The 26,010-nt window shown below is 58.9% G+C and carries 27 protein-coding genes; 16 read left to right on the top strand and 11 right to left on the bottom strand.

The window, feature by feature from the left end:
* Positions 1–52: 52 nt before the first annotated feature.
* Together F4X57_06150 and F4X57_06145 are read left to right on the top strand one after the other, a co-directional pair.
* Complete coding sequence (locus tag F4X57_06150; GenBank protein MYC06736.1) at positions 53–1,423, top strand: c-type cytochrome; 1,371 nt, start codon at positions 53–55, stop codon at positions 1,421–1,423.
* Positions 1,420–2,661, top strand: a complete 1,242-nt coding sequence (locus F4X57_06145; protein ID MYC06735.1) for an imelysin family protein — start codon at positions 1,420–1,422, stop codon at positions 2,659–2,661. Before F4X57_06150 ends, F4X57_06145 begins: the two co-directional genes overlap by 4 nt.
* 15 nt (positions 2,662–2,676) lie before the next feature.
* Here the strand turns inward: F4X57_06145 and F4X57_06140 are convergent, their stop codons facing one another.
* Positions 2,677–4,140, bottom strand: coding sequence for an HTTM domain-containing protein (locus F4X57_06140; GenBank protein ID MYC06734.1), 1,464 nt, complete (start codon positions 4,138–4,140; stop codon positions 2,677–2,679).
* A gap of 220 nt (positions 4,141–4,360) precedes the next feature.
* On the opposite strand from F4X57_06140, the gene F4X57_06135 reads away from it, so the two are divergent.
* Positions 4,361–5,404: a C-terminal binding protein gene (locus tag F4X57_06135; protein ID MYC06733.1), complete on the top strand. Its 1,044-nt coding sequence runs from the start codon at positions 4,361–4,363 to the stop codon at positions 5,402–5,404.
* 65 nt (positions 5,405–5,469) lie between these two features.
* Positions 5,470–5,958, top strand: coding sequence for a CinA family protein (locus F4X57_06130; GenBank protein ID MYC06732.1), 489 nt, complete (start codon positions 5,470–5,472; stop codon positions 5,956–5,958).
* 196 nt (positions 5,959–6,154) lie between these two features.
* Here the strand turns inward: F4X57_06130 and F4X57_06125 are convergent, their stop codons facing one another.
* Complete coding sequence (locus tag F4X57_06125) at positions 6,155–7,462, bottom strand: MFS transporter (protein MYC06731.1); 1,308 nt, start codon at positions 7,460–7,462, stop codon at positions 6,155–6,157.
* Between the two features lie 178 nt (positions 7,463–7,640).
* On the opposite strand from F4X57_06125, the gene F4X57_06120 reads away from it, so the two are divergent.
* The 3 genes from F4X57_06120 (at position 7,641) to F4X57_06110 (ending at position 11,677) form a co-directional block, all read left to right on the top strand.
* The gene (locus tag F4X57_06120; protein MYC06730.1) at positions 7,641–8,582 is read left to right on the top strand and encodes an ADP-ribosylglycohydrolase family protein; all 942 of its coding nucleotides are present in this window, start codon (positions 7,641–7,643) and stop codon (positions 8,580–8,582) included.
* A gap of 87 nt (positions 8,583–8,669) precedes the next feature.
* Positions 8,670–9,164, top strand: coding sequence for a hypothetical protein (locus F4X57_06115; protein ID MYC06729.1), 495 nt, complete (start codon positions 8,670–8,672; stop codon positions 9,162–9,164).
* Between the two features lie 803 nt (positions 9,165–9,967).
* Entirely contained in the window at positions 9,968–11,677 is a 1,710-nt protein-coding gene (locus F4X57_06110; GenBank protein MYC06728.1) for a hypothetical protein, read from the top strand.
* Positions 11,678–11,702: 25 nt separating this feature from the next.
* Here F4X57_06110 and F4X57_06105 read toward each other — a convergent pair whose 3' ends face one another.
* The 6 genes from F4X57_06105 to F4X57_06080 all read right to left on the bottom strand — a co-directional run bounded on the left by F4X57_06105 (position 11,703) and on the right by F4X57_06080 (position 16,558).
* Positions 11,703–13,322 carry a thiamine pyrophosphate-binding protein gene (locus F4X57_06105; protein MYC06727.1) on the bottom strand — a complete coding sequence of 540 codons (1,620 nt, stop codon included), beginning with the start codon at positions 13,320–13,322 and terminating at the stop codon, positions 11,703–11,705.
* A gap of 104 nt (positions 13,323–13,426) precedes the next feature.
* The gene (locus tag F4X57_06100; protein MYC06726.1) at positions 13,427–13,738 is read right to left on the bottom strand and encodes a cupin domain-containing protein; all 312 of its coding nucleotides are present in this window, start codon (positions 13,736–13,738) and stop codon (positions 13,427–13,429) included.
* Positions 13,739–13,857: 119 nt separating this feature from the next.
* The gene (locus tag F4X57_06095) at positions 13,858–14,064 is read right to left on the bottom strand and encodes a hypothetical protein (GenBank protein ID MYC06725.1); all 207 of its coding nucleotides are present in this window, start codon (positions 14,062–14,064) and stop codon (positions 13,858–13,860) included.
* A 109-nt stretch (positions 14,065–14,173) separates the two neighbouring features.
* On the bottom strand, positions 14,174–15,148 hold the full coding sequence (locus F4X57_06090; protein ID MYC06724.1) for a lactate dehydrogenase: 975 nt from the start codon (positions 15,146–15,148) through the stop codon (positions 14,174–14,176).
* 62 nt (positions 15,149–15,210) lie between these two features.
* Positions 15,211–15,903, bottom strand: a complete 693-nt coding sequence (locus F4X57_06085; GenBank protein MYC06723.1) for an RraA family protein — start codon at positions 15,901–15,903, stop codon at positions 15,211–15,213.
* Positions 15,904–16,123: 220 nt separating this feature from the next.
* Positions 16,124–16,558 (bottom strand): OsmC family protein, encoded by a 435-nt coding sequence (locus F4X57_06080; protein ID MYC06722.1) that lies wholly within the window; start codon positions 16,556–16,558, stop codon positions 16,124–16,126.
* A 347-nt stretch (positions 16,559–16,905) separates the two neighbouring features.
* Between F4X57_06080 and F4X57_06075 the strand changes: the two genes are divergently transcribed.
* The 8 genes from F4X57_06075 (at position 16,906) to F4X57_06040 (ending at position 23,359) form a co-directional block, all read left to right on the top strand.
* A complete protein-coding gene (locus F4X57_06075; protein ID MYC06721.1) occupies positions 16,906–17,220 on the top strand; it encodes a metal-sulfur cluster assembly factor in 315 nt (104 codons plus the stop codon).
* A 273-nt stretch (positions 17,221–17,493) separates the two neighbouring features.
* Positions 17,494–18,306: an Mrp/NBP35 family ATP-binding protein gene (locus F4X57_06070; GenBank protein MYC06720.1), complete on the top strand. Its 813-nt coding sequence runs from the start codon at positions 17,494–17,496 to the stop codon at positions 18,304–18,306.
* Positions 18,296–18,598, top strand: coding sequence for a prevent-host-death family protein (locus F4X57_06065; GenBank protein MYC06719.1), 303 nt, complete (start codon positions 18,296–18,298; stop codon positions 18,596–18,598). The genes F4X57_06070 and F4X57_06065 overlap by 11 nt, the downstream gene beginning before the upstream one ends.
* The gene (locus tag F4X57_06060) at positions 18,526–19,005 is read left to right on the top strand and encodes a type II toxin-antitoxin system VapC family toxin (protein MYC06718.1); all 480 of its coding nucleotides are present in this window, start codon (positions 18,526–18,528) and stop codon (positions 19,003–19,005) included. Before F4X57_06065 ends, F4X57_06060 begins: the two co-directional genes overlap by 73 nt.
* 66 nt (positions 19,006–19,071) lie before the next feature.
* Entirely contained in the window at positions 19,072–19,389 is a 318-nt protein-coding gene (locus F4X57_06055) for a hypothetical protein (protein ID MYC06717.1), read from the top strand.
* Positions 19,390–19,501: 112 nt separating this feature from the next.
* Entirely contained in the window at positions 19,502–20,266 is a 765-nt protein-coding gene (locus F4X57_06050; GenBank protein ID MYC06716.1) for an enoyl-CoA hydratase/isomerase family protein, read from the top strand.
* A 295-nt stretch (positions 20,267–20,561) separates the two neighbouring features.
* Positions 20,562–21,779, top strand: a complete 1,218-nt coding sequence (locus F4X57_06045) for a CoA transferase (GenBank protein ID MYC06715.1) — start codon at positions 20,562–20,564, stop codon at positions 21,777–21,779.
* Positions 21,780–22,249: 470 nt separating this feature from the next.
* Positions 22,250–23,359, top strand: a complete 1,110-nt coding sequence (locus tag F4X57_06040; protein ID MYC06714.1) for an alpha/beta hydrolase — start codon at positions 22,250–22,252, stop codon at positions 23,357–23,359.
* A 36-nt stretch (positions 23,360–23,395) separates the two neighbouring features.
* Here F4X57_06040 and F4X57_06035 read toward each other — a convergent pair whose 3' ends face one another.
* The 3 genes from F4X57_06035 to F4X57_06025 form a co-directional block, all read right to left on the bottom strand.
* Positions 23,396–23,635 (bottom strand): DUF2007 domain-containing protein, encoded by a 240-nt coding sequence (locus F4X57_06035; protein ID MYC06713.1) that lies wholly within the window; start codon positions 23,633–23,635, stop codon positions 23,396–23,398.
* Positions 23,636–23,706: 71 nt separating this feature from the next.
* A complete protein-coding gene (locus tag F4X57_06030; GenBank protein MYC06712.1) occupies positions 23,707–24,558 on the bottom strand; it encodes an enoyl-CoA hydratase in 852 nt (283 codons plus the stop codon).
* A gap of 67 nt (positions 24,559–24,625) precedes the next feature.
* Entirely contained in the window at positions 24,626–25,084 is a 459-nt protein-coding gene (locus tag F4X57_06025; protein MYC06711.1) for a carbon monoxide dehydrogenase subunit G, read from the bottom strand.
* A 433-nt stretch (positions 25,085–25,517) separates the two neighbouring features.
* Here F4X57_06025 and F4X57_06020 point away from each other — a divergent pair, with 433 nt between their 5' ends.
* On the top strand, positions 25,518–25,991 hold the full coding sequence (locus F4X57_06020; protein ID MYC06710.1) for a (2Fe-2S)-binding protein: 474 nt from the start codon (positions 25,518–25,520) through the stop codon (positions 25,989–25,991).
* The last annotated feature ends 19 nt before the right edge of the window (positions 25,992–26,010 follow it).

The following is a 26,010-nucleotide window of genomic DNA, read 5'->3' as shown; positions in this document are numbered from 1 at the left end:
GCGATACTGCTTGATTTCTGCTTGCGCAGTCTTGGCGATTGGCGCGTTCGCCATTATCGCTGTGTCGGCTATCGCGTCGCAGCGCGAACAAGCGGCGCGCCAAGCAGAGATAGACACGCTGCTGACTGCCGCGCTTGGCGGCGATACGACCGCGTTCACGTCCAACCGCAACGCGTTCAGCCTGTCCGCCCGCAATCTGACGAACCTCGAACGGCGACAGTTCGAGGTGGGCGACAGTTTCTTCAACCAGAATTGGGTTACCGCGCCGGCATCGACGGATGCGCGCGATGGGCTAGGGCCCACATTCAACGCGCAGTCCTGCTCGTCCTGCCACACGCTTGACGGGCGAGCATCGCCGCCGCTGAGCAACGACGACCCGGAGCGTGGGCTGCTTTTCAGGCTGAGCATTCCGGGAACGGACTCCACCGGCGGGCCCGTCGCCGACCCCAACTACGGCGGGCAATTGCAGGATAGGGCGATCCTGAAAGTGCAGCCGGAAGGCAGATTCCTGACGACTTGGACAGAGATTCCCGGCACATACGCGGACGGTGATCGGTACACGCTGATGAAGCCGGAGTATTCTTTCGATGAGCTGGCATTCGGCCAGATGCATCCGCAGGTCATGATTTCGCCGCGCATCGCGCCCGTGGTGTTCGGCATGGGGCTGCTCGAGGCGATACCTGAAGCGGACATTCTCGCGCAAGCCGATCCGGACGACGCGGACGGCGACGGCATATCGGGCCGCGCCAACATCGTCTGGGATGTGCGCCGGCAAACTACGCGGCTCGGAAGGTTCGGCTGGAAGGCGAATGTGCCAAGCGTGGAGCAGCAGGTCGCCGGCGCGTTCAATGGCGACATCGGCATAACATCATCGCTGTTCCCGGACGAAAACTGCCCGGCAGGTCAGGACGAATGCGCCGCCGCGCCAAACGGCGGCTCGCCCGAAGTGCCGGACTCGCGGCTGGACTTGGTCACATTCTACAATCGCACGCTGGCAGTTCCCGCAATGCGAGACATCGACGACCCGCAGGTACGCGACGGCGCGGCGCTGTTCCTGAACGCGGGCTGCAATGTCTGCCATACGCCTAGCTACACAACCGGCACGACCGACATCGACGCGCTCAGCGAACAAGTGATATTCCCCTACACGGACTTGCTGCTGCACGACATGGGCGACGGCTTGGCGGACGGTCGTCCCGACTTTCTGGCGGACGGCAACGAGTGGCGCACACCGCCGCTGTGGGGCATCGGGCTTGTGGACAATGTGAACGGACATACGCGATTTATGCACGACGGCCGCGCGCGCAATCTCGCCGAGGCGATACTGTGGCACGACGGCGAAGGCGCGGCGGCGAAAGAGGCTTTCCGAAACTATTCGCGCGAAGAACGCGAAGCCCTGCTGAGGTTTCTGAACTCACTATGATGCGAACATCGATACTTCCCAGATTTTCCAATTGTCCCTTTCCTATCCGGGGGAAGGCTAGGGAGGGAATGAACCGAATTATGCCCACTATTACCACATCCATTAGACTTAATTCAAACGGACACACCGCTATCAAGCTTGCCATTGTAGGCGCATTGCTGCCGGCATTGTTCGTGGCGCTTGGCTGTACGGCGCAAGAGCCGCCGGCGACACGCGCGGAAGTGCTGGTCAGCGCGACGGACGACCTGATAGTGCCGCGATTCAAGGAGGTGGCGCAAGAGATGAACGCGCTGCAGGCTGCCCTAGACGCGCTTTGCGACGACCCGACGCAGCAGCGGCTTGACGATGCGCGGGACGCTTGGCGCAGCGCGCGCGTGCCGTGGATGCGCTCGCAGGCGATGTGGTTCGGGCCGGTGATGGACCGCCGCACGCGGTCGTATGTCGATTGGGCACCCGTCGAACCCGAGCGTATCGAAAATATGCTCGCCGATCGCGATTCTGTCGATGCCTTGTACTTGAAAGACTACCTAGCATCAACGCAGCGCGGACTTGGCGCGGTGGAATATGTGATATTCGACGATGACGCCGCTGTGCTCGATGCTCTGGGACAGCCCGGCTCTATCCGCTGCCAATATCTGATGGCGCTGGGCGAACTTGCGGTTGCTGAGACGAACGGCGCACTGGGGGATTGGACCGGAAACAATGCCGAAGGCGTGGCATTCGCGACTTTCTTCAACGGCACGGCGAACGACTCGCTGCTGGGCAAAACCGCGCTCAACGAACTGGTGCGCACTTCGGTGTTTATGAGTCGCACTATCACCGATATGCGTCTCGGCAAGGCGCTAGGAATCGATGGCGTGAACGCCGACCCGTCCGCGATACTCGCCAGCAGCGGAAACAACGCCATCGCGGACATGCGCAATCAGGTGTTGGGTATGCAGGATGTGTATCTCGGCGGTGCGGAAGGCGGCTTGGGCAACACCGATATGGGAGTGAGCGCCCTAGTGCGCGGATTGTCCGAAGAGACCGACACCGCGATGCGAACTGCCTTCACAAACGCGCTGACCGCTATAGACGCGCTGGAAGAGCCTCTGCCGGAGACGCTGCAAAGCAACCCTGCTGCCGCCCTAGACGCGCACGCCGCGCTCAAGCAAATGCAGCTCACGCTCAGCACCGACATCGTAAGCTTGCTAGACATCACCGTGGGCTTCGCCGACACCGACGGCGACGGGGGGTGAACTCAACCGACGGGGTTAATTCTCGTATGGCAGTATCCACTTGTTTGGCATGCTGCCGGACTTGACGCTTGCCAAATCTGCTTCGGGGTTGATTAGCCTGCCGTGAGGTCTGCCGTTCCACGCTACGAACGCTTCTGCGTTCACGGTGACGCCGTTGTAGCCGCGCATTGCGAAGTCGTCTGCGATGAATTGCGCGGTCTGTAGTATCAGGTCCGGTTGGAACGCCATGCGCTCGACCTGCAACGGCGTCAGGTAGTCGTCCGGCGTGATAAGCCAAGCCTTGCCGCCGTCCAAATCGCGCACATGGTAGTGCACCAGCCCCGTCTTCTCGGTCAGCATTACTCGCCACGCGAATAGATAGCCTGCCTCTGTCCAGCGCACATTGCCCGGATACGCGAAGTGTCGCAGCGGCAGCGCCACCTGCGCGACCGAGAATATCGCCAGCACGACGATTGTCGCCCGCGCCGTCCAGGATAGGCGAACCTGCCCGTGTTCTTGTCCATTGGCGTGCGCCGTTGCGAGCGTGCAGGCGCTGGTGTCTGCACCGCGTGAAACCATGCGCTCTTTTGTCCATCGCAAGGGCACCCGGCGCAAGGGCAGACTACGCAGGAACAACAGGGGCCAATCCGGGCGCAGGAACACGGTCGCTCCGGCTATCATCAGCCACGGGAATATGCCGAGCTTGGGAAACAGCAGCCATGTCGCCAGATGGAACACGACCAGCGTTATGTATGCCCACAGGCGCGTGCGATGCCACAGCAGCCAGCCCACTATAGTCAGGTCGAACGCTGCGCCTGCCCAGCTCATCGCGTAGGCGAGCCAGAGTTCTTGCGGCAACGCCCCTACGATCGGCATATCGCCGTGCTGGTACAGCCATATTCGCAGCGGCTGCGCGTGCATCAGCCAATCCGGGTTGAGCTTGGCGATGCCCGCGAACACATACACCACGCCGACCTGCGCTCTCAGCGCCCACAACACCCACGCCTGCACCGTACCGCGGCGTATCGCGGCATCCTGCATTGACCTGTTGCGCCATGCGTCCACGGAATACACGCGGTCGAGCGGCAGGAATATCATCAAGAAGGCGGCGAGGATCATCCAATAGTGGTGGTTCAGGTATATCGTGCGGTCGATTAGTTCCGAGTATGTGAAACCCACGAAGAACAGCGCGACGCACAGCCGGTATCGATACCCGGCGGCAATGCACATTGCAAGCACGCCAAGCGCGGCAAAGTGCAGATACATCCCCCAGCCGGGCAGCGGCATCACCCACCCAAAACCCGGATACGCAAAGCGATGCACCGGCTCGATGTACAAGTCATCGATCCACCCATTGGCAAACAGCCGCCCAATCGCCACCAGCGCCAGAACCCCGAACGCAACCCGAAATGCCGCAACGGACGCGCCGGAGGTGGGGCGGGATGCCGCGCTTGTGATTCTGTTCCGTATGGCTCCGCCGATAGTCATAGTCCGAGTCATAGTCCATTGATGTTCAACTGATGCTCAACGCCATGATTCGCCACGCAGGTGTCGCTTTGTCGCTTTTCCCATCAAAGGGCTGACAGGGGCGTGTATTTGGGTAAATCAGGTATCATGGTGGCAGATTATCTTCAAGTTGGGAACGGCGACGGATAGCGTTTCCATTCGGATGGTCGAAATAGCGGTAATCTGACAAAGCGATATGCCAACCTGATATACTATGCGCCGATACGCATCGGCACGCACTGGTTTACGGAGGCACAAATTGAGCGAGCATAAATTCACGGTCTATTATATGGGACGCTGGCAGAGCGAGGACTTGAGCGACACGCGCACGGCGCTTGAGCAAGTTGGCGCGAATCTCGAATTGCTGGACTCTATGCACGATGAGGACGCAATCATCGAAAAGGTGCGGGACGCGGACGGCATCATCACATCCGAGTCGCCTATCACGCGCAAGGTGCTGGAGTCGTTGACGCAGTGCAAGGTCGTGCTGCGAACCGGCGTGGGCTTCGATGTGATCGATGTGGAAGCGGCGACCGAGAATGGCATCGCGGTTGTCAACATCCCGGACATGTGGACGCGCGAAGTGGCGAATCAGGCGATGTCGCTGCTGCTTGGGCTGAATCGGCGCGTGGTGAATTTGCACGACGACATCCGCGCGAACTCGTGGACGCCGAGACCGCCATACGAAGTCGGCTCGCTGCACGGCGAGACCATCGGCATACTTGGGCTTGGACGGATCGGAAGCGCGATGGCTCAGCGCGCCAAGGGCTTTGAGCTGGATGTTATCGCGCACGACCCGTACATCGGCGACGAAGTGTTCGGGGAGTGTGGCGTAACGCGCGTGTCGTTCGAGGACATGATGTCGCACTCGGACTACATATCGCTGCACACGCCGCTGACCGACGAGACGCGGCACATCATCGACGAGAACGCGCTGCGGCTTATGAAGCCCAACGCGTATCTCATCAACACATCGCGCGGTCCGGTCGTGGACGAGGCGGCGTTAATCAAGGCGCTGCAAGAGGGCTGGATCGCCGGCGCGGGCTTGGATGTGCTGGAGAAAGAGCCACCGGACCAGGACAACCCGCTGCTGTCAATGGACAATGTGATTCTGTCGCCGCACTCCGGGCACACTTCTGTCTTGTCGCTGCGAATTCGCACAGGGCGCTACGGCGAAGAAGTCGCCACGGTGCTGGACGGCAAGAAGCCGCGCAATCTGGTCAACCCGCAGGTGCTGGAGCATCTGCATCTGGTCTAGCGCGTGCGCGACTGACGATTGATTAGCGATTGGCGCGACACACTAACTCTGCACGGAGTACCACTATGACCGAATTGAGCGCATTGGCGGCGAATGTCAGCGAGTTACTGAAAGAACGCGGCGACACCATAGCCGTGTCCGAATCGTCGTGCGGTGGGTTGCTGTCCGCAGCTCTCGTAGCGATTCCTGGCGCATCGGCATACTACGTCGGCGGCGCGATAATTTACACGCGCGTGGCGCAGGCCGGTTTGCTGCGCGTGCCTGATGAGGCAATGGAGGGGCAGCGTGCCAGCACCGAATACTACGCCACCCTGAACGCCCGCACAATACGCGAGATACACGGCACGACATGGGCGCTAAGCGAGACGGGCGCGAGCGGACCTACGGGCAACCGCTACGGCGACGACGCAGGGCACGCCTGCATAGCCGTATCGGGCCCCGTCGAACGAGCCATCACCATCGAGACGGGGGACAGCGACCGCGAAGGCAATATGTGGGCGTTCGCAGAGGCGGCGTTTGCGTTGCTGGAAGATTGCCTTCAAGAAACCAAATGAGATGACGGGCTGAGTGGAAACTACATAGACTCAGCCTAGAACAGGCTAAACAGACTAAACAGCCCCGCTAGTCCACCGACTATCAATATTATGATAAGCGCGATTGCGTAAAAGGCAAGCATTGCGCAACCAAACCCCAGACCGAACTTGAACCCGTCAAAAATGCGATCCACGGCTAAACCTCCATAGTTTCTGCTCATGAAACTCTATTAGGAACACTAGGATACCGCACGGCGTAGGTTAGCGTCGCGGATACGATGTATGATGCGACTGCCAGCGCGAAGATCGCGGTGTATGCGTCGGTGGCGTTGACTATCAGGGCACCGAGCGCGGGTCCTAGTCCCATTGCGGCTGTGCGGAATGGGCCGGTCAAGCCTGACACAGCGCCGAACGAACGGCGGCCGAAGTACTCGCCTATCATCATGCTGCCCACTATTGGGATGCCGCCGGACGCTATTCCCCAAATTATCGACGCGTAGAACCCGACGCTTTGCGGGTCGATGAAGGCGAAGGCTGCCGTTGGCACGCTTGTCGCAAGCATCACGGTCATCGTCAGACGGCGGATGGTGAACTTGTCCGACAGGTGTCCCCACAGCGGCACGCTCAGCCCGCCCAGCAGCACGCTTATCATCAGCGCGAACGCCGCCGTGCGATATGGCATGCCGTTGTCCGTCAGGAACGGGACGAGTTGGAACGCTACCGCCGCCGTGGTTGTTACCGACAAGAACTCTGCCCAGACGATGAACCAGAACGGCGGCTTGTGTATCACTTCTCGCAGTCCCCAGGCGTACTCGGCGGGCGGCGCGAACGCTGCACCCGCACGCGCTCGCGGCATGCTCGGCGCGGTGTCGCCGTCCGGGCGCAGTCCGATGTCCTCCGGTCTGCGGCGCATTATCAGGAACAGCGGTATGCACAGCGGCAGCGCGATGATGCCCAGTGTCCGATACGCCGCGCGCCAGCTGAATGCGCTTGCCACAAGCGTGATTATCAGCAGGTTGAGAGCCTCGCCGCCGATGCGGTTGAGCGCGGTGATGCCCAGCGCGAGATTGCGCTTGCGCCGGAAGAAGTTCACGGCGACGGTGCGCGGCACAAGGTTTTGCAGGTTGGGACCGGCGAACGAGCGCGATATGATGTACGCGACGTAGAACTGCCAGACGGAGTTGACGCCACTCAGCGTGAACGAGCACGCGCTCACGATTAGCGCGGCGGCGAGCATCATGTAGCGCGGGCCATAGCGGTCAACCAGCTTGCCTACGAAGGGCATCGTCATGCCCGACACCCAAGTTGCGATGGTCGCGGCGAAAGCGATGGTCGTGCGATCCCAGCCCATGTCGTTCGCAATCAGGTCTTGTATGCCGCCGAGCACGGTCTGGGCTACGCCCGTAGCGATGAACGCGCCGAGCGCAGCCGTGCCAAGCACGAGCCAGCCGTAGTAAAAGCGCGGCTTTGGGTGCCAGTCTAGGATATTGGCACCGATGTTTCTCACTTCCAAGTCGATTGCCATCCACTAAAATGTCTGTACACTACAATGCAACCTATATGACGCTCACCTAACGCGCAAGCATTTACCATCCATAACTTCAACAAGAGGTATCCCATTGACGCAAGCAACAGAAACAACCGCCGCTCCCGAAATCCTTGCCCGCGCGCAAGGATGCTTACTCGGACAGTTCGAGGGCGAAATGCTCGGCATGCCGGTTGAGGGCATGCAGTCGGACGACCTCAGGCAACTGTATCCCGACGGACTTACGATCATATCCGACGGCAAGACGGCTTTGTTGCCGCTTGGCATGAACGATGCACAGCCTGCGCTCGCTCAGCTGACCGACGACGGCGAGATGGCGATAATGCTGGCGCGCACGCTTGCGGAACAGGGCAAGTTCGACGCGGACGCCGTGCTGGACGCCTACAAGTTCTGGTGGAACTCGCCCGCATTCGGCTACGGACCAACCGCGCAGAAGGCGTTGGAGCGCGGATACCTAGACCCCGACAGCCAATCCAACGGCGGGCTTATGCGGATTAGCCCCTTGGGTATATTCGGCGTCAACCACGACCCGACGCAAGTCGCGGACTGGGCGAGGCAAGATTCGAGGCTCACGCATATTCATCCCGTTTGCCAGGACTCCGTAGCGGTGTTCACCGTATCCATAGCGCACGCCATCCGCACGGGCTGCGACGGCGCGGCGCTTCATCGCTGGATTATCGACTGGGCGGCGGAAAGCGGGATTGCCGACAGCGTGATTGACGCTCTCCGGCATGCGAGGGACCGCAAACCGTTCTATCCCACCGATATAGGCGCGTCCGATAAACCGTTCAACATCCCATTGCGGCTGTGGGTGCTTGTCGCGCTGCACAACGCATTTTGGCAGCTGCTCAATGTGGACAGTTTGGAAGCGGGCGTAGTGGATACCGTGATGCTCGGTGACGACACCGATACCACAGCGGCGATATGCGGCGCGCTGATGGGCGCGGTATATGGACGCGAAGCCGTTCCCGCGCAATGGAGCGACGCCGTGCTGAACTGCCGGCCGCACGCCGAGCAGCCGCATGTGTTCAAGCCGCGTCCCGATGTTTTCTGGCCCATCGACGCGCTCGCACTAGCGGAACGGCTGGTTTCAGCGTAAGCCGCTTGCTTTCAGTTTGCCCCAGCATCCGCAAGACGCTATATTATTCACGCAATCTTGCAATCTTATGGAGGTTCAACGCAGATTATGACTATGACCGACACCGACATAGAATCCCGCGTGGTTGCCACGCTTGAGCGGCTTGGCATTGAGCATGAGGTTATTCGCATTGATCCGGATTTTGCGGATACTGCCGAGTTTTGCGAGAAGTATGGCTACACGCTCAAAGGCAGCGGCAATACTATCATCGTGGCGTCCAAGCGCGGCGCGAAGAAGTTCTGCGCCTGCATCGTACAGGGGTCGGCGCGGCTGGATGTGAACAAGACGGTCAAGCGGCTGATGGGCGTATCGCGCGCGTCTTTCGCGTCGGCAGACGAGACGAAGGAACTGACCGGCATGATGATTGGCGGCGTAACCGCGTTTGCGCTGCCCGACGATTTGCCTGTTTACGCGGATGAGAAGTTGCTGTCTCAGGAGTCCATCATCCTAGGCTCCGGCAGCCGCTCATCCAAAATACAGATTGCGCCACAAGATATTGCTAAGATTCCCGGCGCGCAGTTCATTGATGGACTTTCGATGTAGGGGGCATTTGCGGTTGATTTGTTTCCTTACAAGACCTACTCATTCCGTCATTCTGAACGCAGCGCAGCGAAGTGAAGAATCTGAAATTCTCGTGGCAAGACAGGGCTATTTGCAAGACAGGGCTATTTGCAAGACAGGGCTATTTGTAGTCAGGGAGTTTAGATTCCTCACTGCGTTCGGAATGACAGAGAAAACTACATTCGGAATGACATAATAAGCGTATCTGGGCAAATGTCCACATAACCTAGGATTTCAAGCACTTGCAGGAAGCGATATGGTTGGTGGGCAACGATTTTCGCCCCCATCCTAACCTTCCCCCTCATGGGGAAGGAACTTTACATACCCCTGTCAGCCGTGAGGTGGGGAGCTGTCTGCGCCACCACTCCTGTTGCCTCGTGCATATATTTGACTAACCTTGTGCGCGGGAATAAACTTAACGCGCCGAGTCCGCGCGACGGCAAACGCGGCAAAGGAGTGTGTATGGATTACGACGGAATGGCGCTGGATTTGCACGCCCGCAATCTGGGTAAGCTCGGCATGGAAGGTGCGATGCCGACCGCATCACCACACACATGAAAGTCGCCGCCGGCTTCGCAATCTCGGATCTTATTCTGGAACCGACGCCGGACGAAATCATCCAATAAGCACTGAACACTAACATTGTGCCTGCCCGTCGCCAAAGCGGTGAGCGACGCACGGCAGGACGAAATCTCGGAACGAAATGGATAGCCAACAATGGTCTGCCGCGCTAGTCCGGGCAGATATTCCCATCACAGAATCCGGTCCATCAATAGGAGAATCCAATGGTAAGCACAGCAAGCAGCAGGGTTAGTTACGCCGGCGTCGAAGGCGCGGAAGACCTGCTGACACCCGCATTTCTCGATTATGTCGTGGCTGCGTATGACAGGTTCGCCGACCGTGTGCAGGAAGTGCGCGACAAGCGAGAGGCACTGCTTCGCAAGGCGCTCGACGAGGGCATTATGCCCACATTCCTGCCCGATTCCGCGGCGGGCGGCGACTGGCAAGTGCCGGAAGTTCCGGACGACCTGCGTGTGCCCGGCATCGAGATTTCGGGGCCTGTTTCCATCACGAACATGGCGATAAACGCGGTCAACCCCGGTCCGGAAGGCGAGCGCGCGGTTGGCTACCTAGACGATGACGAGGACTCCGGCGGACATCGCCTTGTGGACACGCTGAGCGCGGCGCGCAACCGGCTCGGCATCACGGAGCGCACGCTGTCGTTCCACAACCCGGTGCGTGACCGCACATATACCATCGCGGACGGCGACACGCCATTCTTCATGCACCGCGAGCGCGGCTGGCATCTCGACGAAGCCGATTTCACCGTGGACGGTAAGCCGATACCCGCGACTCTATTGGGTATGGCGCTCACATTCGCTTACGGCGGCAAGGCGCAGGTCGAGCGCGGACAGGGCTTGTATTTCTACCTGCCGAAGACTGAACTGGTCGAAGAGGCGGCGCTCTACCGCGACTTCTTCGCGTTCAGCAGCGAGCATCTGGGATACCCGGACGATGCCGTGATACGCGGGATTTTCCTCGTGGAATCGCTGCCGGCAGTGTATATCATGGACGACCTGATGCACGAACTCGGTCCATACGCGGCAGGTCTGAATGCGGCGCGCTGGGACTTGAAGGCGAGCATACTAGAATACATCATGAACGACCCTGATATGGTTTGGCCTGACAGGTTCGGCGTGGACATCAAGACGACCGACTTCATGGCGAACATATTCCGTCGTCTGGTGGCGGTGTGTCTCAGGCGCGGCGCGGTGCCCATCGGAGGCATGGCGACGGCGCTGCCGAGCCGCGACAACGAGGTGAATGAAATCGCCGCCGCATCGATTCGCGCCGACAAGGTGTGGGAGGCACAGCAAGGCTTCCTGCGCGGCTGGGTGGCACACATTTTCCACATGAAGACGGCGAGCGACCCGTTCAAGGAGTATATCACCGACGACTGGCAGCCCAGCGAAGATATGCTTGACCCGGACAACTACCCGGTGAGCATCGAACGGCCGGAAGGTCCCATCACCGCCGAAGGTTCGCGGCGAAACGCGCGGATGATAATTGAGTATGTCGAGGGTTGGCTGCAGGGACGCGGCGCAAAGGGCATCGACAGCCTAGAAGGCAAGCCCGGCGCGCATCCGGCGCTGATGGAGGACTTAGCCACGGGGCGCATCTCAGTGGCGCAGATGGGGCAGCGCATCATCCACGGCGCGGTATGCGAAGACACCGAGCAGGCGCACGACCTCGTCCTAGCCAAGAAGTTCATGCAGGACGAACTCGCGGACATCCTAAAGCGCCGCGAAGCGGTCATACCGGCAGGCGACGAAGCCGCGCATGCCGCCTACCAAGAACAAGAAGATCGCTACAACAAGGCGTTCAAGGTGTCATTGCGCTGGATCAAGAATTACACCGAGCTAAACTTCCGCAGCCTGGGGACTTATACGCATGCGGACTTCGAGCGGATAGCGGCGGAGGACGACGCGTTTTAGGCGCTAATGGCGCGGCAGTCCTGCCCTACCGCACTATCTGGAAGGGCGGCATCATGTTGGGCAGTTCGACTTCGAGCAGGACGGGCGCGTTGGCTTGTAGGGCTTGGTGTAGGGCTTCGCCTATGTTGGCGGGGTCGGCTTTCATGCCGGTTACGCCGAACGCTTCGGCTACTTTCAGAAAATCCGGGTTGTTTAGGTCTGTGCCGATGAAGCGTTCTCCGTACTGGTGCGTTTGGTCCCACATGGATGCGCCGTATGCGTGGTTGTTGAAGACGACTGCCACGGCGTTGATGCCGTATCGCGCGGCTGTGGAAAGCTCCTGTATGTTGTACATGAAGCCGCCGTCTCCGCACAGCGCGACTACGCGCTTGTCGGGCATGCCTACTTTCGCGCCGAGCGCGGTCGGATAGGCATAGCCGAGTGTGCCGAAGTATGACGATGTTAGGTAGGTGCGCGGCGTGTTCACCGGATAGGCGACATGGCTCCAGTAGCCGATGTTCGTCATGCCGCTTACCAGAATGTCGTCGTCGTCAAGCGCACCGCGTATGTCTTGGATTATCTGCAACTGGTCGGAAGCGAGTTCGTCTAGGTCGTTGTCTGCGGACTGCCTGTATCCTGCAATCTCTTGGCTGCGCGATTCCTTTGGCGCGCTGATTGCTCGCAGGCTTTCTAGCAGTTGGCGCAATGCCTGCTTGGCGTCACCCACTATGCCCACTTCGGTCGGCAGGTTCTTGCCGATTTCGGTGGCGTCCGCGTCTATGTGGACGATGGGCGGGATGCTGTCTGGCTCGAATGCCCTGAATAGCAGGCGCGTGCCTACCGCGAGCAGCGCGTCGCAGTCCGGCAGCACATGCTTCACAGGCTCGACGAGCGCGTAGTTCACGCCAACCATCAGGTCGTGGTCGTTCGGCAGCGCGCCTTTGCCTTGCTGCGTGGTCATTACGGACGCTTGCAGAAACTCTGCGACCTCGCGGAGTTCATCTGCCGCGCCGGATATGATTGTGCCGCCACCGGCGATTATCGCCGGTCGTTCCGCGCGCGCCAAGACTTCGGCTGCGCGCCGTATGGCGTCCGCGTCGGCGGCGTCGGACGGATAGACTTCCGGTTCGATGATGTCCGCGTCGCCCATAGCGGCGAGAGTGTCCGGCGGCACCTCTAGTTCGACAGGTCGCGGGCGTCCTGTCGTCAGCTGGCGGAACGCCTCGTGCACAGCCTCCGGTATCTCGCCGACTTCGGTTACGCGGTGATTCCACTTGGTGATGGGCTTGAACACATCGAGCTGGTCTTCGACTTCGTGGAGCTGCCCCTGCCGCTTGCCGAGTGTGTTACTGGCAATCTGTCCTGATACGAGCAGCACGGGCGAGGAGCTTGCGAACGCCGTGCCAAGACCGGCGGTGGCGTTGAGCGCGCCGGGACCGGGCACGACCATCGCCACGCCCACTTTGCCCGTTGCCTTGGAGTAGCCGTCAGCCATGTATGTGGTCGCCTGCTCGTGGCGCGTATGCACGAGTTGGATGTCGTCGCGCAGGTCGTATAGGGCGTCGAACGCCGCCATTATCTGCACGCCCGGCAAGGTGAATATGGCATCGACGCCTTCGGATCGCAGTTGCCGCGCAAGAGCCTGCGCGCCGCTCATTCGTGGCATAATTCGTCCTCCCGTCAGCCTGAAAACGAAATCTGGTTAAAACGAAAGCCGGCGGTAATGTCGTAACACAGCGTTCGACATCGCCGCCGGCATCGCGTGAAGGGCTATTCCACTGAGTTCAGCGGATTGACCGTAACCCTGCTCAGCGTACTGTCCCCCGTGTTTCGGAACTGGTGGTTCACATTGGGCGGCACGAGCACTGCGTCGCCCTTCTTGATAGGGTATTCAGTGCCCTCTACCCACAGCACGCCCTCGCCTTCGGTGATGAACGCCTGGTGCTCCCACTCGTGGATGTGCCCGGGGCTGGTGCCTCCCGGCGGGTGCTGCACATACAGCATCACATAGTTGGGCACACCGTCTTCGGGACCCAAGATTGGGTTTTCCAAGCCTTCGTAGTTCTTTATGACTGGTTCCACGATTTGCTCCCTTCGGGTGGTTGCATTGTTGGTTGTAGCTTTGGAATTATAAGGCGTTTAGCGGGGCAATTTTGACCTTGCGTAAGCATAGGGTTTTGCTAGGGCTGGTGAGCGATGATTTAGAACAACACCGCTGCTGCGAAAATCGCGCCAATCGTGACGCTGTGCAGCCCGATAATCCAGCGTTGATTGCCTTCCACGCGGTCAAGCCCTGCATCCTGCCGCGCTTCCAGTTGCCCTAGCCGTTCCAGCATCTCGCGCCGCCACTCCTGTTCGTTCTCGCGTTCCGCTTTCAGCCGAGCCGTTCGCTCTGCAATCAGTGTCATATCGTTGCCCTTCCCGCTAATGCCTTGCTAGCTTAAATGCTTGATAAGCGTAGTTATCAGTTGTCAGTTTGGGTACAATTTGCAACCCCTGACTACTGACACCTGACAACTAGTCGAAGTCGCGGGCTATGGACTGTGGGGCTTCGCCGTTCCAGACTCGCTGCATGTTTTCGTAGCCGAATTGGGCGCGGCGGAACCAAGTGTTCCAAGTGGTGCCTGCCATGTGCGGCGTTACCACGACATTGTCCATTCGCAGCAGCGGGTTGTCGGGATCGACCGGCTCTTGCTCGAACACATCCAAGCCTGCGCCGGCGATGACGCCATTTTGGAGTGCATCTATCAGCGCGGATTCGTCCACTACGGGACCGCGCGCGGTGTTGATTAGCACGGCTGTGGGCTTCATCATGGCGAGGCGCTCGCGGTTGACGATGTGGTGCGTCTGCGGCGTGAGCGGCGCGTGGCAGGTTACGATGTCCGATGTGCGGAACAGTTCGTCGAGCGAGACACGGCGCACATCGAGTTCGCGCTCGCGCTCTTCGTCCAGAGGGTACGGGTCGTAGTACTGCACCTGCGCGTCGAAGCCCTGCACGCGCCGCGCGACCTGCCGCCCGATGTTGCCGATGCCCAGCACGCCCACGAGCTTGTCTGCCATCTCGAAGGTGTTGCTGCCGGTAATCGGCGCGTTCCAACGACCTTCGCGCGTGGCGGGTTCGACGGGCATCAGCTGCTTGTACAGCGCCAACATCAGCAAGAGAGCGTGGTCGGCTACAGCCCACGAATTTGCGCCGCCGTTGTTCGCGCACGGCACTTCGAGCGCTGCCATGAGTGGCAGATTCATGCTGTCATAGCCTGCCGCGAGCAGCTGCACCAGCCGCGCATTCTCGGCGGCGCGCAGCACATCGTCGTGAAGGCGCGCGCCATAGACCAGCAGAAAATCGGCGTCTTCGACCATCGCCTTCTGCTCGTCGATGGGAGTGGCGGCGGTCGCGAGCTCGGTCGTCCAGCCGTCAGGCGTGTACTGCGTTATGACATCCACAATCTCCGGCCGCAGCCCGTGAAGAAAGACTACCTTTGCGCCCTGCATATCGTACTCCAGACTACTTGAACACTGCTGTCGTCGAACCGTCGGCGGCGCGAGACATTCGCTTATCCGCCGTACATTTTGCGGAGTTGGTCCTTCAGCTTTTCTACGCTGAAGTCTTCGGACTGGCACAGGCTAATCATCTCGCGCTCGCGGTCTTCCACGCGCTTGACGGCAGCCGGCACATCCGCGGCGATGTCGTGCGGAATGCTCATCACGCCGTGCTGGTCGCCCAGAATAATGTCGCCCATGTTTACCTTCAAGCCGCCGACGGTAACCGGCACGGCAACATCGATGAGGTGCACATACGCGTGTGAGACGAGGACATCGGTGGCGAAGGCGTTGAAGCCCAGCTCGCGCATTTCGTCGAGGTCGCGCACGCCGCCGTCGGTTACGGTGCCCACGCAGCCCAGCGCGCCGTGGATGTTCGCCTGCACTTCGCCCCAGAACGAGCCGATGACATTGGGATAGTCGAGGTCTTGCAGCACTAGCACGCGCGGCTCCGGCACGCTCAAAATCGCATCGACCCAATCGAGGCGCGAGACATTCATGTGTCCGCTCGGCGGCATATTCGCTGTGATAACGGCAGTAACCGCGTAGCCAATCATGTGTCCCATTTCCGGGAAGATGGACTTGACGGCGGGGAGCATAAAGCCTTCCGTGCGCGGCATTACGTCGAATGTTTCGATGGCGTTGGCGACGGAGCAAGTCGGAATCTGTCGCAGTTCTTCCAACTGCTCGGCGGTCAAATTAGGCACTGGCAACCTCCTGATATGTGCAAGTGTCAGAATCGTCGAAAAATCGCATGGCAAAGCCTGCTTGAACGATTCAAATCATACCACACAGCGCCGAACTGCCGCACAGATGCCACCACAAGTCCCATTTCCGCTCCGGGGGCAGGTTAGGCAGGTTAAGGATGACGGCAAGAGTAACCACAAATCATCTAAACACTTATGGCGGATGGCACTCTCCGCGTCCCTACTCTTCCACAATCGTAAAAGTGCTCGTAATCTCAGCGCGTCCTCCTATCGTCGCGCCTATCGAACAATAGCGTTCTTCCGATAATTCGATCGCGCGGCGGACGGCGGATTCGCGCAGTCCTCGCCCTCGCACCGTGTATTGCAACTCAATGGCAACCCATGTCCACGGCGCGTCCGGCAGCTGCTCGCCGGTGACGCTTATCTCCAGCCCGGTCACATCTTGGCGCTGCCTTCGCAGTATGTTCACCACATCGATGCCGCTGCAACTGCCGAGACTCGTCAGCAGCAGGTCGCCGGGCATCATGCCGTCGAATGCGTCGCCTTCGCTTTGCGGCGCGTCAACGGTTACCGTGTGCCCGTGTGTATCCTGCGATGAGAATTGGAAATCCCCCTGCCAGCCTAGGTTGACGCTGCTTGTGGGTCTGTCTGTCATGGTCGTGTCCTTTGTGTATGCGTATGCGCCGGGGCGGTTTGCTCGTGAGACGAATTCACAGGTTTGGGGTTCGGATAATTGATATGGTCGTGCAAGTGTGGTGTGTCAGTAGCGGTATCTTGCTCCTATCCTATCCTAGCCTTCCTTCTATTCTAACTATTCTAACCTTCCTCGGAGGGGCTGACAGGGGTATGTAAATGGTGATTTATTGGGATTTTGGTATCACATGAACGCCGCTCAGGGGAAATTGTCCAAAGCGCCGTCAGGCAAACACATGGTTACGGGCGGCGTGATACAATAGCGTCCTAGGATGCCTGTCTGATATGGCATAAGTATGGAGGAGCACCATGACGAATAAGACTGACGTTACCCTGGACGATTTGTACGAGGCACTGCGAGATGTGTACGACCCCGAAATCCCGGTGAATATCGTCGATCTCGGGCTGGTGCGCGATGTCGCGCTGGTCGAGAAGAATGTCGATGTGAAGATGACCCTGACCTTCGCCGGCTGCGGCATGGGTCCCTATATCGCGCAGCAGGCGGAGTGGCGTCTCGCCGAAATCGAGGGCTTGGAGGACATCAACGTGGACCTCGTTTTCGACCCGCCTTGGACGCCGGACGAGATTACCGACGAGGGCAGGAAGCTGCTGGGGTTGGACTAAGGGAGTCTGTCAGTTAGTCAGTTTATCAATCAGTCCGTAAGTGTCTTTCGCGCAGTCTGTTGGCGGTTACGCAATAGATGCTCAATGCACGGTATTCTCACCATACACCATAGAGGGATATTGCGGCGCGTAAGGGTCTCAATATCGTCGATTCCTGCGAAAGCAGGAATGACGAATTGAAAATCACTGCACAGTGAGAATATCCCGATGCACTAACGGACTGACGAACCGACATACTGACATACCGAGATACTGAAAGACTGAGGCACTCTCATGACTATGAACCCGCAGCAGGCGGCTCAGGCACGCCAGCGCATACAGGCGATGCAACGCCAGTTCGAGCAGAAGCGTCAGCTCGCGGACGCGCTGGCGCAGATAGGGCGCAAGATTGGCGTGTACTCCGGCAAGGGCGGCGTGGGCAAGACGACCGTCGCCGTGAACCTCGCGTCCACTCTCGCGCACCAGGGGTACAGCGTGGGCATCTTGGATGTGGACATTGACTGCCCTAATGTGGTGCGCGCGATGAAGGTCGCCGAGCGTCCGCAAGTCGGAGAGGGCAACAAGATGCTGCCTTCCGAGCGTTTCGGCGTGAAGATTATGTCTATGGGCTTTTTCCAGCAGAACGAAGAAGAGGCAATCATCTGGCGTGGACCTATGGTGCACAACGCCATCAACCAGCTCTTGCAGACGACCGACTGGGGTGAGCTGGACTACCTAGTCGTGGACTTGCCGCCGGGCACATCGGACGCGCCGCTTACCGTGATGCAGAACCTCGACCTCGACGGTTTCATCGTGGTTACCACGCCGCAGGAACTCGCCAAGATAGACGCCAAGCGCTCCATCAACATGATTCGCAAGTTGCAAGTGAATGTGCTGGGCGTCGTGGAAAACTTCTCCGGCGACATCTTCGGCAGAGGCGCAGGTGAGGAGCTTGCGGGCGAACTAGGGCTGGACTTCCTAGGCAGCCTGGAACTGCGTCCCGACTACCGTGATACATCTAAGCCGACCGTGCTGCTCAGCAACGAAGTGTTAGGCGAATACGCCGCCATCGCCGATAAAGCCCGCGCCGCCCTGGATGGGGGATGATATGAGTGAGAATGAAAAAAAGGATAGGTTAATACGCTACGTGCATGCGGCAGAAGCTGATGACAAGTTGCTGGAACTCCTGAAGTGTGTTGAGAATGGCGAGACTATAATCATCACTCGACAGGGCAAGAAGGTCGCACACCTGACGCCGCCGAACGACGAACTAGAGCGCAAGCTGCGAAAAGAAGCTTGGGACGAAATTGAGCGAAGGCGGGCCACTTGGCAGAAGACAGGGAAGACTATGACGACTCAGGAGATTCTGGACCTGCGCCACGAGGGACATCGTTTCTAGGTGATATAGTTATCGACGCTTCACTGACGCTTAACTGGTTTCTAGACGAAGTTGTCGATCCCATAACCAGTTCGGTATGGACTCAGATGGCTCAATATGAACCCTTCGTTCCACCGATATGGCACTTGGAAGTAAGGAATGTCCTCCTTTCGTCTGAACGACGTGGGCGCCTCGCTGCGGATCGCCTTGATGAACTCTTACGTGATTTGACTACATTACCCATCAGAAATGATGAATTATCAGACTTGGATACCGCTTTTGCGCTCGCAAGAACTCACGGTCTCTCATTCTACGACGCCACCTACTTAGAACTCGCGAAGAGACGCCGAGCGCCCCTCGCAACCCTAGACTCCGCCCTCAACCGTGCCGCCATCGCTGAAGGCTTACCCCCACTGCCGCAATCTTGACCTGTGCTGGTCGCGCTGAGGCATCGTTGATAATAGAAAGATATGAAACCACCGGAGGAAAGAACCATGTTCTACAGGCTATATACCGGCGACGACGGACAGTCGCACATGGACGAGAGCCACGACCCGCCTGAGGTGCAGGGCGCTACTAGCATCGTGGTGCGCAAGCAGGAAGTCGGCTACTTCATCGACTGGCATCCCGCGCCGCGCCGCCAGTACATCATCACCCTGCGCGGCAATGTGGAGATTGGGCTTGGCGACGGCACCGTCTATACGCTGGGACCCGGCGATATGATGCTCGCCGAAGACATTACCGGACAGGGGCACACCACAAAGGCAGTGGGCGACGAAACTCGCGTCTCCGTAGCCATCACCCTCGACTAGACCGCGTACTAATTTAACGGCTGTCATTAATTGCCCACCGCTTTGACGCCCTTGTGCATGCCAGATTATACTTACAGCCAAACCGCAGTATCGACATGCCGAAGGATTGACTATGAGCTACGAAGACATTGTTGTTACCAAAGAGGAGGGCGTGGGCGTCATAAGGCTGAACAGGCCGAAAGTGCTGAACGCGCTCAGCAAGCGACTGTACCGCGAGGTTGACACCGCCATTGGCGACATGGAAGCCGACGCGGACATCAAGGCGGTGATATTCACCGGCACGGGCGATCGCGCGTTCTCCGCCGGCGCGGACATCCACGAACAGGTGCGAGACGCCGAAAACCCGCCTCCGCCCGACCCCAACCGTGCCGAGTATTCCTGGCATGTCGCCACCTGCACGAAGCCTACCATCGGCGCTCTCAACGGCCTGTCATACGGCGGCGGCGCGGTCATGGCGTCCAGCTTCGACATCCGCGTGGGCTGCGATCGCTCGCGATTCCGCTTCCTCGCCGCGTCATACGGCCGCGTGAACTCCACCTGGACATTGCCGATGCAGGTCGGCTGGCCCAAAGCTAAAGAGCTGCTGTTCAGCGCCAAAGTGGTGGAGCCTGAAGAGGCGTATCAGATTGGCTTGCTGAATCATCTCGTCGAAGTGGACGAGCTTATGCCTAAGGCGATGGAAATCGCCAAGCTAATCGCCGCCAACGACGCCCGCATGGTGCAGGGCATCAAGCAGCTGATGACCGAGGATGTCGGCGAGGGCTGGCGTTGGATGCACGACAACGAATCGCAAGCTCAGAAGACATATCTCGCGCCCACCCCGGTCGAAGAAGGCTTCGCGGATTTCATAGCGCGTAAGGGCCGCAAAGACGCCTAGGCAATCCAACGCAATAGCGCCTGAAGCAAATGGACGGACGATGATGACCACCGATTCTGACAGAATCAGCCGTCCTGAAGGCGCTTATGAACACTTGGCGACAAAGGCTGATATTGCCAAGTTAGAGGCAGAGATACGTTTGCAACGCTGGCTTGCTTTGGCGATATTGGCAGTCGTGATTGCGAGCGTCGTTGGGCAGTTCATGTCGTAACGGGCTATCTATCCCAAATCGCATCATACAACAGCAAAGCCTATTGATAAACAAAGCCCATTGATAATTGAAAAGGACACGCCGATGACATCTGCAAATGGCAAGTTGAAGACACCGCTTGAAGGCATACGAGTGTTGGATCTGGGACGCTATCAGGCCGGGCCGCGCTGCGCGTTGATGTTCGCGCGCATGGGTGCCGAGGTAATCAAGGTGGAGTCGGTGCGCGGCGACGAAAGCCGTGCGAACGGGCCCCGCGTGCGCGGGCAGTCCGCCTACTGGGTGCAGTACAACAGCGGCAAGAAGAGCCTCGCCATCAACCTGCGCACCGAAAAGGGCAAGGAAGTACTGCGCGACCTCGTGAAGGTGTCCGACATACTCTTGCAAAACTTCCGGCCCGGCACCATAGACATCATGGGCTTCGGCTACGACAAGATTAAAGAGCTGAACCCGAAAATCATCATGATTAACGTGTCGGCTTATGGGCAATACGGGCCCAACCGCGACAAAGTCGGCTTCGACCCCATCGGGCAGGCGATGGGCGGCTTGATGACGCTCACCGGGTACGGCGACCTTCCGCCAATCAAGACATACTTCCCGCTTATCGACCGTATCACCGCGCTGCACGCATGCATCGGCGCGCTGGCGGCATTGCGAGAGCGCGAAATTTCAGGGGAAGGACAAGCGCTCGAAGTCTGCCTTGCGGACACCGGCTTCACGGTCAACGAAATCCCCATCTCCGCGTATCTCGGCGGCGGCGTAGAGACCACGCGCCCGGACGAAGCGGTCGGCGGCGGCGGTACGCCATTCGGCGGCATGTACGAAACTTCCGACGGCTATGTCATACTTGCCGCCGGCAACGACAACATGTGGCCGCGCACCTGCGAGGCGCTAGGGCATCCCGAATGGCTGGAAGACCCGCGCTTCGAGACTCGCGATTCTCGCACCGAGCATGTGGATGTGCTCGAAGGTGAAATCGGCAATTGGCTCAAGCAGCGCAGCACGAAGCAGGCGGTGGACGAACTTTCGGCGCACAGCATACCCGTCGCGCCGGTGAACACCACCGAGCAGGCGGCGAACGAGCCGCAGCTGCACGAGCGCGAGATCCTGATGGAAGTGCCCGATCCCGTCGCAGGCACGATGTGGGTCAGCGGCAAGTCCATCAAGTTCAGCCGCACGCCGATGGTAGTGGGTTCTGCGCCGACAGTAGGGCAGCACACCCGCGAGTTGCTAAGCGACATTCTAGGCTATTCCGACGACCAAGTGCAGTCGCTGGTGGATGAGGAAGTGGTGGGGGTGAGTTAGCGGTCAGGGTCTCCGTCAATGGCTGACAACGGAGAAAATGCCAGGCTACGGCGAGCGTTTGACCGTCTGCCTAAGAGCGGCAGTCATGGAAGCGCTGTAACATCACGCCACCCTGATGTGATGCCGGAGTGGATAATATCTAAGAGCCTTACGACGAATAGATTGAAACCCACGAAAGAAGCGAGCAACGCAGGATAATCATTGTTGGCAGAGTCCCACATTCGACCAATGGATTAAGGTAGTGTTTATCGGAGTGCAATACTCGCGAGTTGCTCACTGCTTATCCTGACAGAAGGCTATCAAAGAGATACGTAGTGAGACCATGGCAGAGCCTATAAGTGTTCCCCAAGAAATTGACGCGCTGCCAGAGGCTACTGTCAAGTATTGGGCAGACGACCAAGTACTGGAAATACACAACGGCAAGGCACTGGGAGACGGCGAGGAAATCGCCCAATTCATAACTGTGTTTTATGATCGGGAAAACGAGAACGAAGTCGCCGCCGTACGACTTGACCTTGCGGAATATGTGCTCAAGCCGTTCGTGGACGCAATTCTGGCAAAGTATGGCGTATCGCTTGATACCTTGCAATTCCACAAGCAGGCGAAAGTTAATATCGGAATGGAAGCGGCAGAAGCCGACTGAGAACATTAACAAGCTGACTGAAACATCGAAAAGCTCACCACTGAGCAAAGCATTGCCAATGACTAACACGAACACGCAGCCCACCGACAGGTTCTTCAATGCCGCTGACGGCGTGCGCCTGCACTATGCCGACTGGGGCGCGCCGAACGATGACGCGCCGCCCGATCCCCCAACAGTCGTGCTGCTGCATGGCTTGCAGGATTGCGCGCATAGCTGGGATACATTCGCCGCCGCGATGCGCTCGGAATATCATGTTGTATCGCTGGACCATCGCGGACACGGCGACAGCGCGCATACGACGCCGGACGCATACGGCTACCGCGACTATGTCTCCGATCTCGAATCGCTGGTGGCGCATCTCGGCTTGCGCGACTTCGTGCTAGTTGGGCACTCGGCGGGCGGGCGATATGCCTTTACATTCGCGGCGGAACATCCCGAACTGGTCCGCGCGCTGCTCATCGTGGACATCGATCCGGACGCGGTGAATGCGGATTCTCAGAGCATGTTTGTGCGCTACAACAGCGAGTCCGACGAGTGGGACTCGCTCGACGCGGTGGTGGAACGCTTGCGCTTGCGGCAGCCGCAGTCCACGGACGATATGCTGCTGCAACAGGCATTATGCATGACGCGCGAAACCGCGGGCGGCAGGCGAGTCTGGAAGCGCGACCGCAAACTGCTCGCCGCCTACGAGCGCCCCGACGTGTGGGACATATGGGGCAAAGTCGCCGTGCCCACGCTGATTGTGCGCGGCCGGCAGAGCAACCTGCTGACGCACGAAGTCGCCGTGCGGATGCGCGAGGCGATTGCGAACACCGCGCCTTTAGTGCGTCTTGCCGAACTCGAAGGCGGTGGGCACTGGTTCTACCAAGAGTTCCCCGGCGCCTTCGAAGCCACAGTCCGCTGGTTCATGCGCGCCGTCAAGGATGCGTCCAAATAGCGCAAAGATAGAGTAGTAGGATTCTTCGCCTATTCGCTATTCCTCGTCTTCCCAATCGGCATCCGCGTCAAGAATCCCTTGAGCGCGTTCCAGGTTGTGCTCGTACACCAGTACGCGGTGGGGAATGAACTGGAACGTGCCTACGCCGCCATACCCGAAACCCAGTGGCTGGACAAATGCGCCGATTCCGTTTTCCCGAAGAAGCTGAGCCACCATCTGCGCCTCCATCTCGTTGGGATAGGTGGCAAACTCGACCGTTGTGTTATCAGCAGGCATAGTCGTCTCGAACGGTGGGCGATTGTGTCTGATTGCGGGCGCTTGTGGGCAATTGCTTGTGGCGGTAGAAACTACCTGCCGATGTAGCGAGGTTGGCGCTTTTCCACGAATGCCCGCACGCCTTCTTTGTGGTCGGCGGTACGGCGCGCGATGTTCTGCGCGGGTCCGGCGAGACGCAGGCTTTCTTCCAAATCGGTATGCAGCGATTTTTGCACGAGCCGCTTTATCATCGCCATGGAGTATGTCGGACCGTCCGCGATGCGCTGCGCCAACTCAAGCGTCGCATCCATCAGCCTGTCGTGCGGCGTAACCTTGCTGACCATGCCCAGCCGATACGCCTCGTCCGCGTCCACGATGTCGCCTGTGTATTGCAAGATGAAAGTGTTGCTGATGCCTATCATGCGCGGCAGCTGCCAGCACGACCCGTCCGCAGGGATGAGACCGCGCCGGATGAATGTTTCCGAGAAACGCGCGTTTTCGGACGCGATGCGGATGTCGCAAGACAGCGCGATGCCCATTCCAAGCCCCATCGCGTAGCCGTTCACAGCGGCGATTGTGGGCTTTTGCATGTTGTGCAGCGTCAGCGGCATAAAGCGCACGCCGTCCATGTAGCTCTCGCCCGACGCGGCGGCTTCCCACTGCTCCTCGAGGTGTTGCCAGGGCGTCCGGTCGTCCGGGATGGGTGCTTCATCGCGCTCTTCGTTGGCTTCGTTCATGCGCTTCACATTCGCGCCGGAGCAGAACGACGGATCGCGTCCGGTCAACACCAGCGCGCGCAGAGTAGAAGACGCCTCCAAGCGGTCTATCTCGGCGTTAATCTCCGCCGCCATCTCGTCGCCAATGGCGTTGCGAGTGCGCGCGTCGTCCATCGTGATGACCAGCACGCCGCCGATCTCTTGCGTTTCGATGTATTGATATGACATTTCCTGTTATTCGCTCCCATCCTAACCTTCCCACACGGGGGAAAGGAACATTATCCTTCTTACCCTGTTATCCTTCTATCTTGGATTTCAGGCAGTTGAAGAATTGGTTCATCAGCATGCGCGATGCGTTGCCCATAAGGCGCTGTCCCACGCGGGCGACCACGCCGGTAACCTGCGCGTCTCCTACGACGCTTACCTGCGTGCCGCCATTGATGTCCGAGAGCGTCAGCACGCCTTCGCCGCGCACGCTGCCGCCTCTGCCTCTGCCCTGCACGACCATCCTGTACGATTCGCGGTGTTGCTTATCGGCAATGGTAACGCTGCCAGTGTAATTGCCGCGCACCGCCGCCACGCCCACGCGCATCGCGATGTTGTATGTGTCCTCGTCCACCGGCTCGAAGCTCTCGCAACCGGGTATGCAGCCGGCGAGCGTCTCCGGAGTCATCAGCATGTCCCAAACGCGCTCGCGCTCGGCGTCAATGGTGAAAGCGCCTTCTACCTTCAAGCCAAAACTCCTCTCGATTATCTTGAATCAGTCCCAAATCAGACCCAATCAGGCCCATCCACCACAGATTCTAGCACATGCGGCTGCTATGACAGTCAACTATCCCATCATGAGACGATTTCACAAATCCCTACCGTTGTCATTCCGAACGCAGTGAGGAATCTGAAATCGTCGCATGCAAACCTGTTTCCGACTTTAGATTTCTCGCTTCGCTCGAAATGACACGAATGAATTGTATTTGTGAAGTCGTCTCCATCATGCGCATCCTACCTATCTGGCACATCTTGTCCATCGATGTCAGTTTTCACGGGTATAGCCCATTGTACTTTATCCTGTTATAATCGCCCAAAATCCGCAGGGGTGCGCGACGCTCCCCGATTGCATTTGAGACTGCTTTTACAACAATCTCTAATGCCGGTTTATAGCACTGATCATATTCTTTGGGAGGATTCGTATGGGTCAGTCAATCACTGTAGTGGTCAACGGCACATCACATACCAGCGAGGTAGAGCCGCGCCTGCTGCTGGTGCAGTATCTGCGTGAAACGCTCAATATGACGGGCACGCATGTGGGCTGCGACACGAGCAATTGCGGCGCATGCACGGTCATCCTAAATGGAAACGCCGTGAAGTCTTGCACCGTGTTCGCTGTGCAGGCGGACGGCGGCAAGGTTACGACCGTCGAAGGGCTTGCCGCGGCAAACGGCGACCTTCACGCTGTTCAGGAAGGCTTCTGGGAGGAGCACGGTCTGCAGTGCGGCTTCTGCACGCCGGGCATGATTATGATGTCCTACGACCTGCTGTCGAAGAACCCCAGCCCATCGGAAGCGGAGATTCGCGACGGGCTTGCGGGCAACCTGTGCCGCTGCACGGGCTACCACAACATCGTCAACGCGGTGCAGTACGCCGCCGAGAAGATGTCGTCATAAGAGTCCGTCAGTCCATCAG

This window comes from Chloroflexota bacterium (assembly GCA_009840355.1).
In the GTDB taxonomy this organism is placed as follows: Bacteria; Chloroflexota; Dehalococcoidia; order Lucifugimonadales; family JADFKI01; genus Bin90.
Note: the sequence above shows the minus strand (reverse complement) of the source record. Positions and strands in the feature narration are given on the sequence as shown.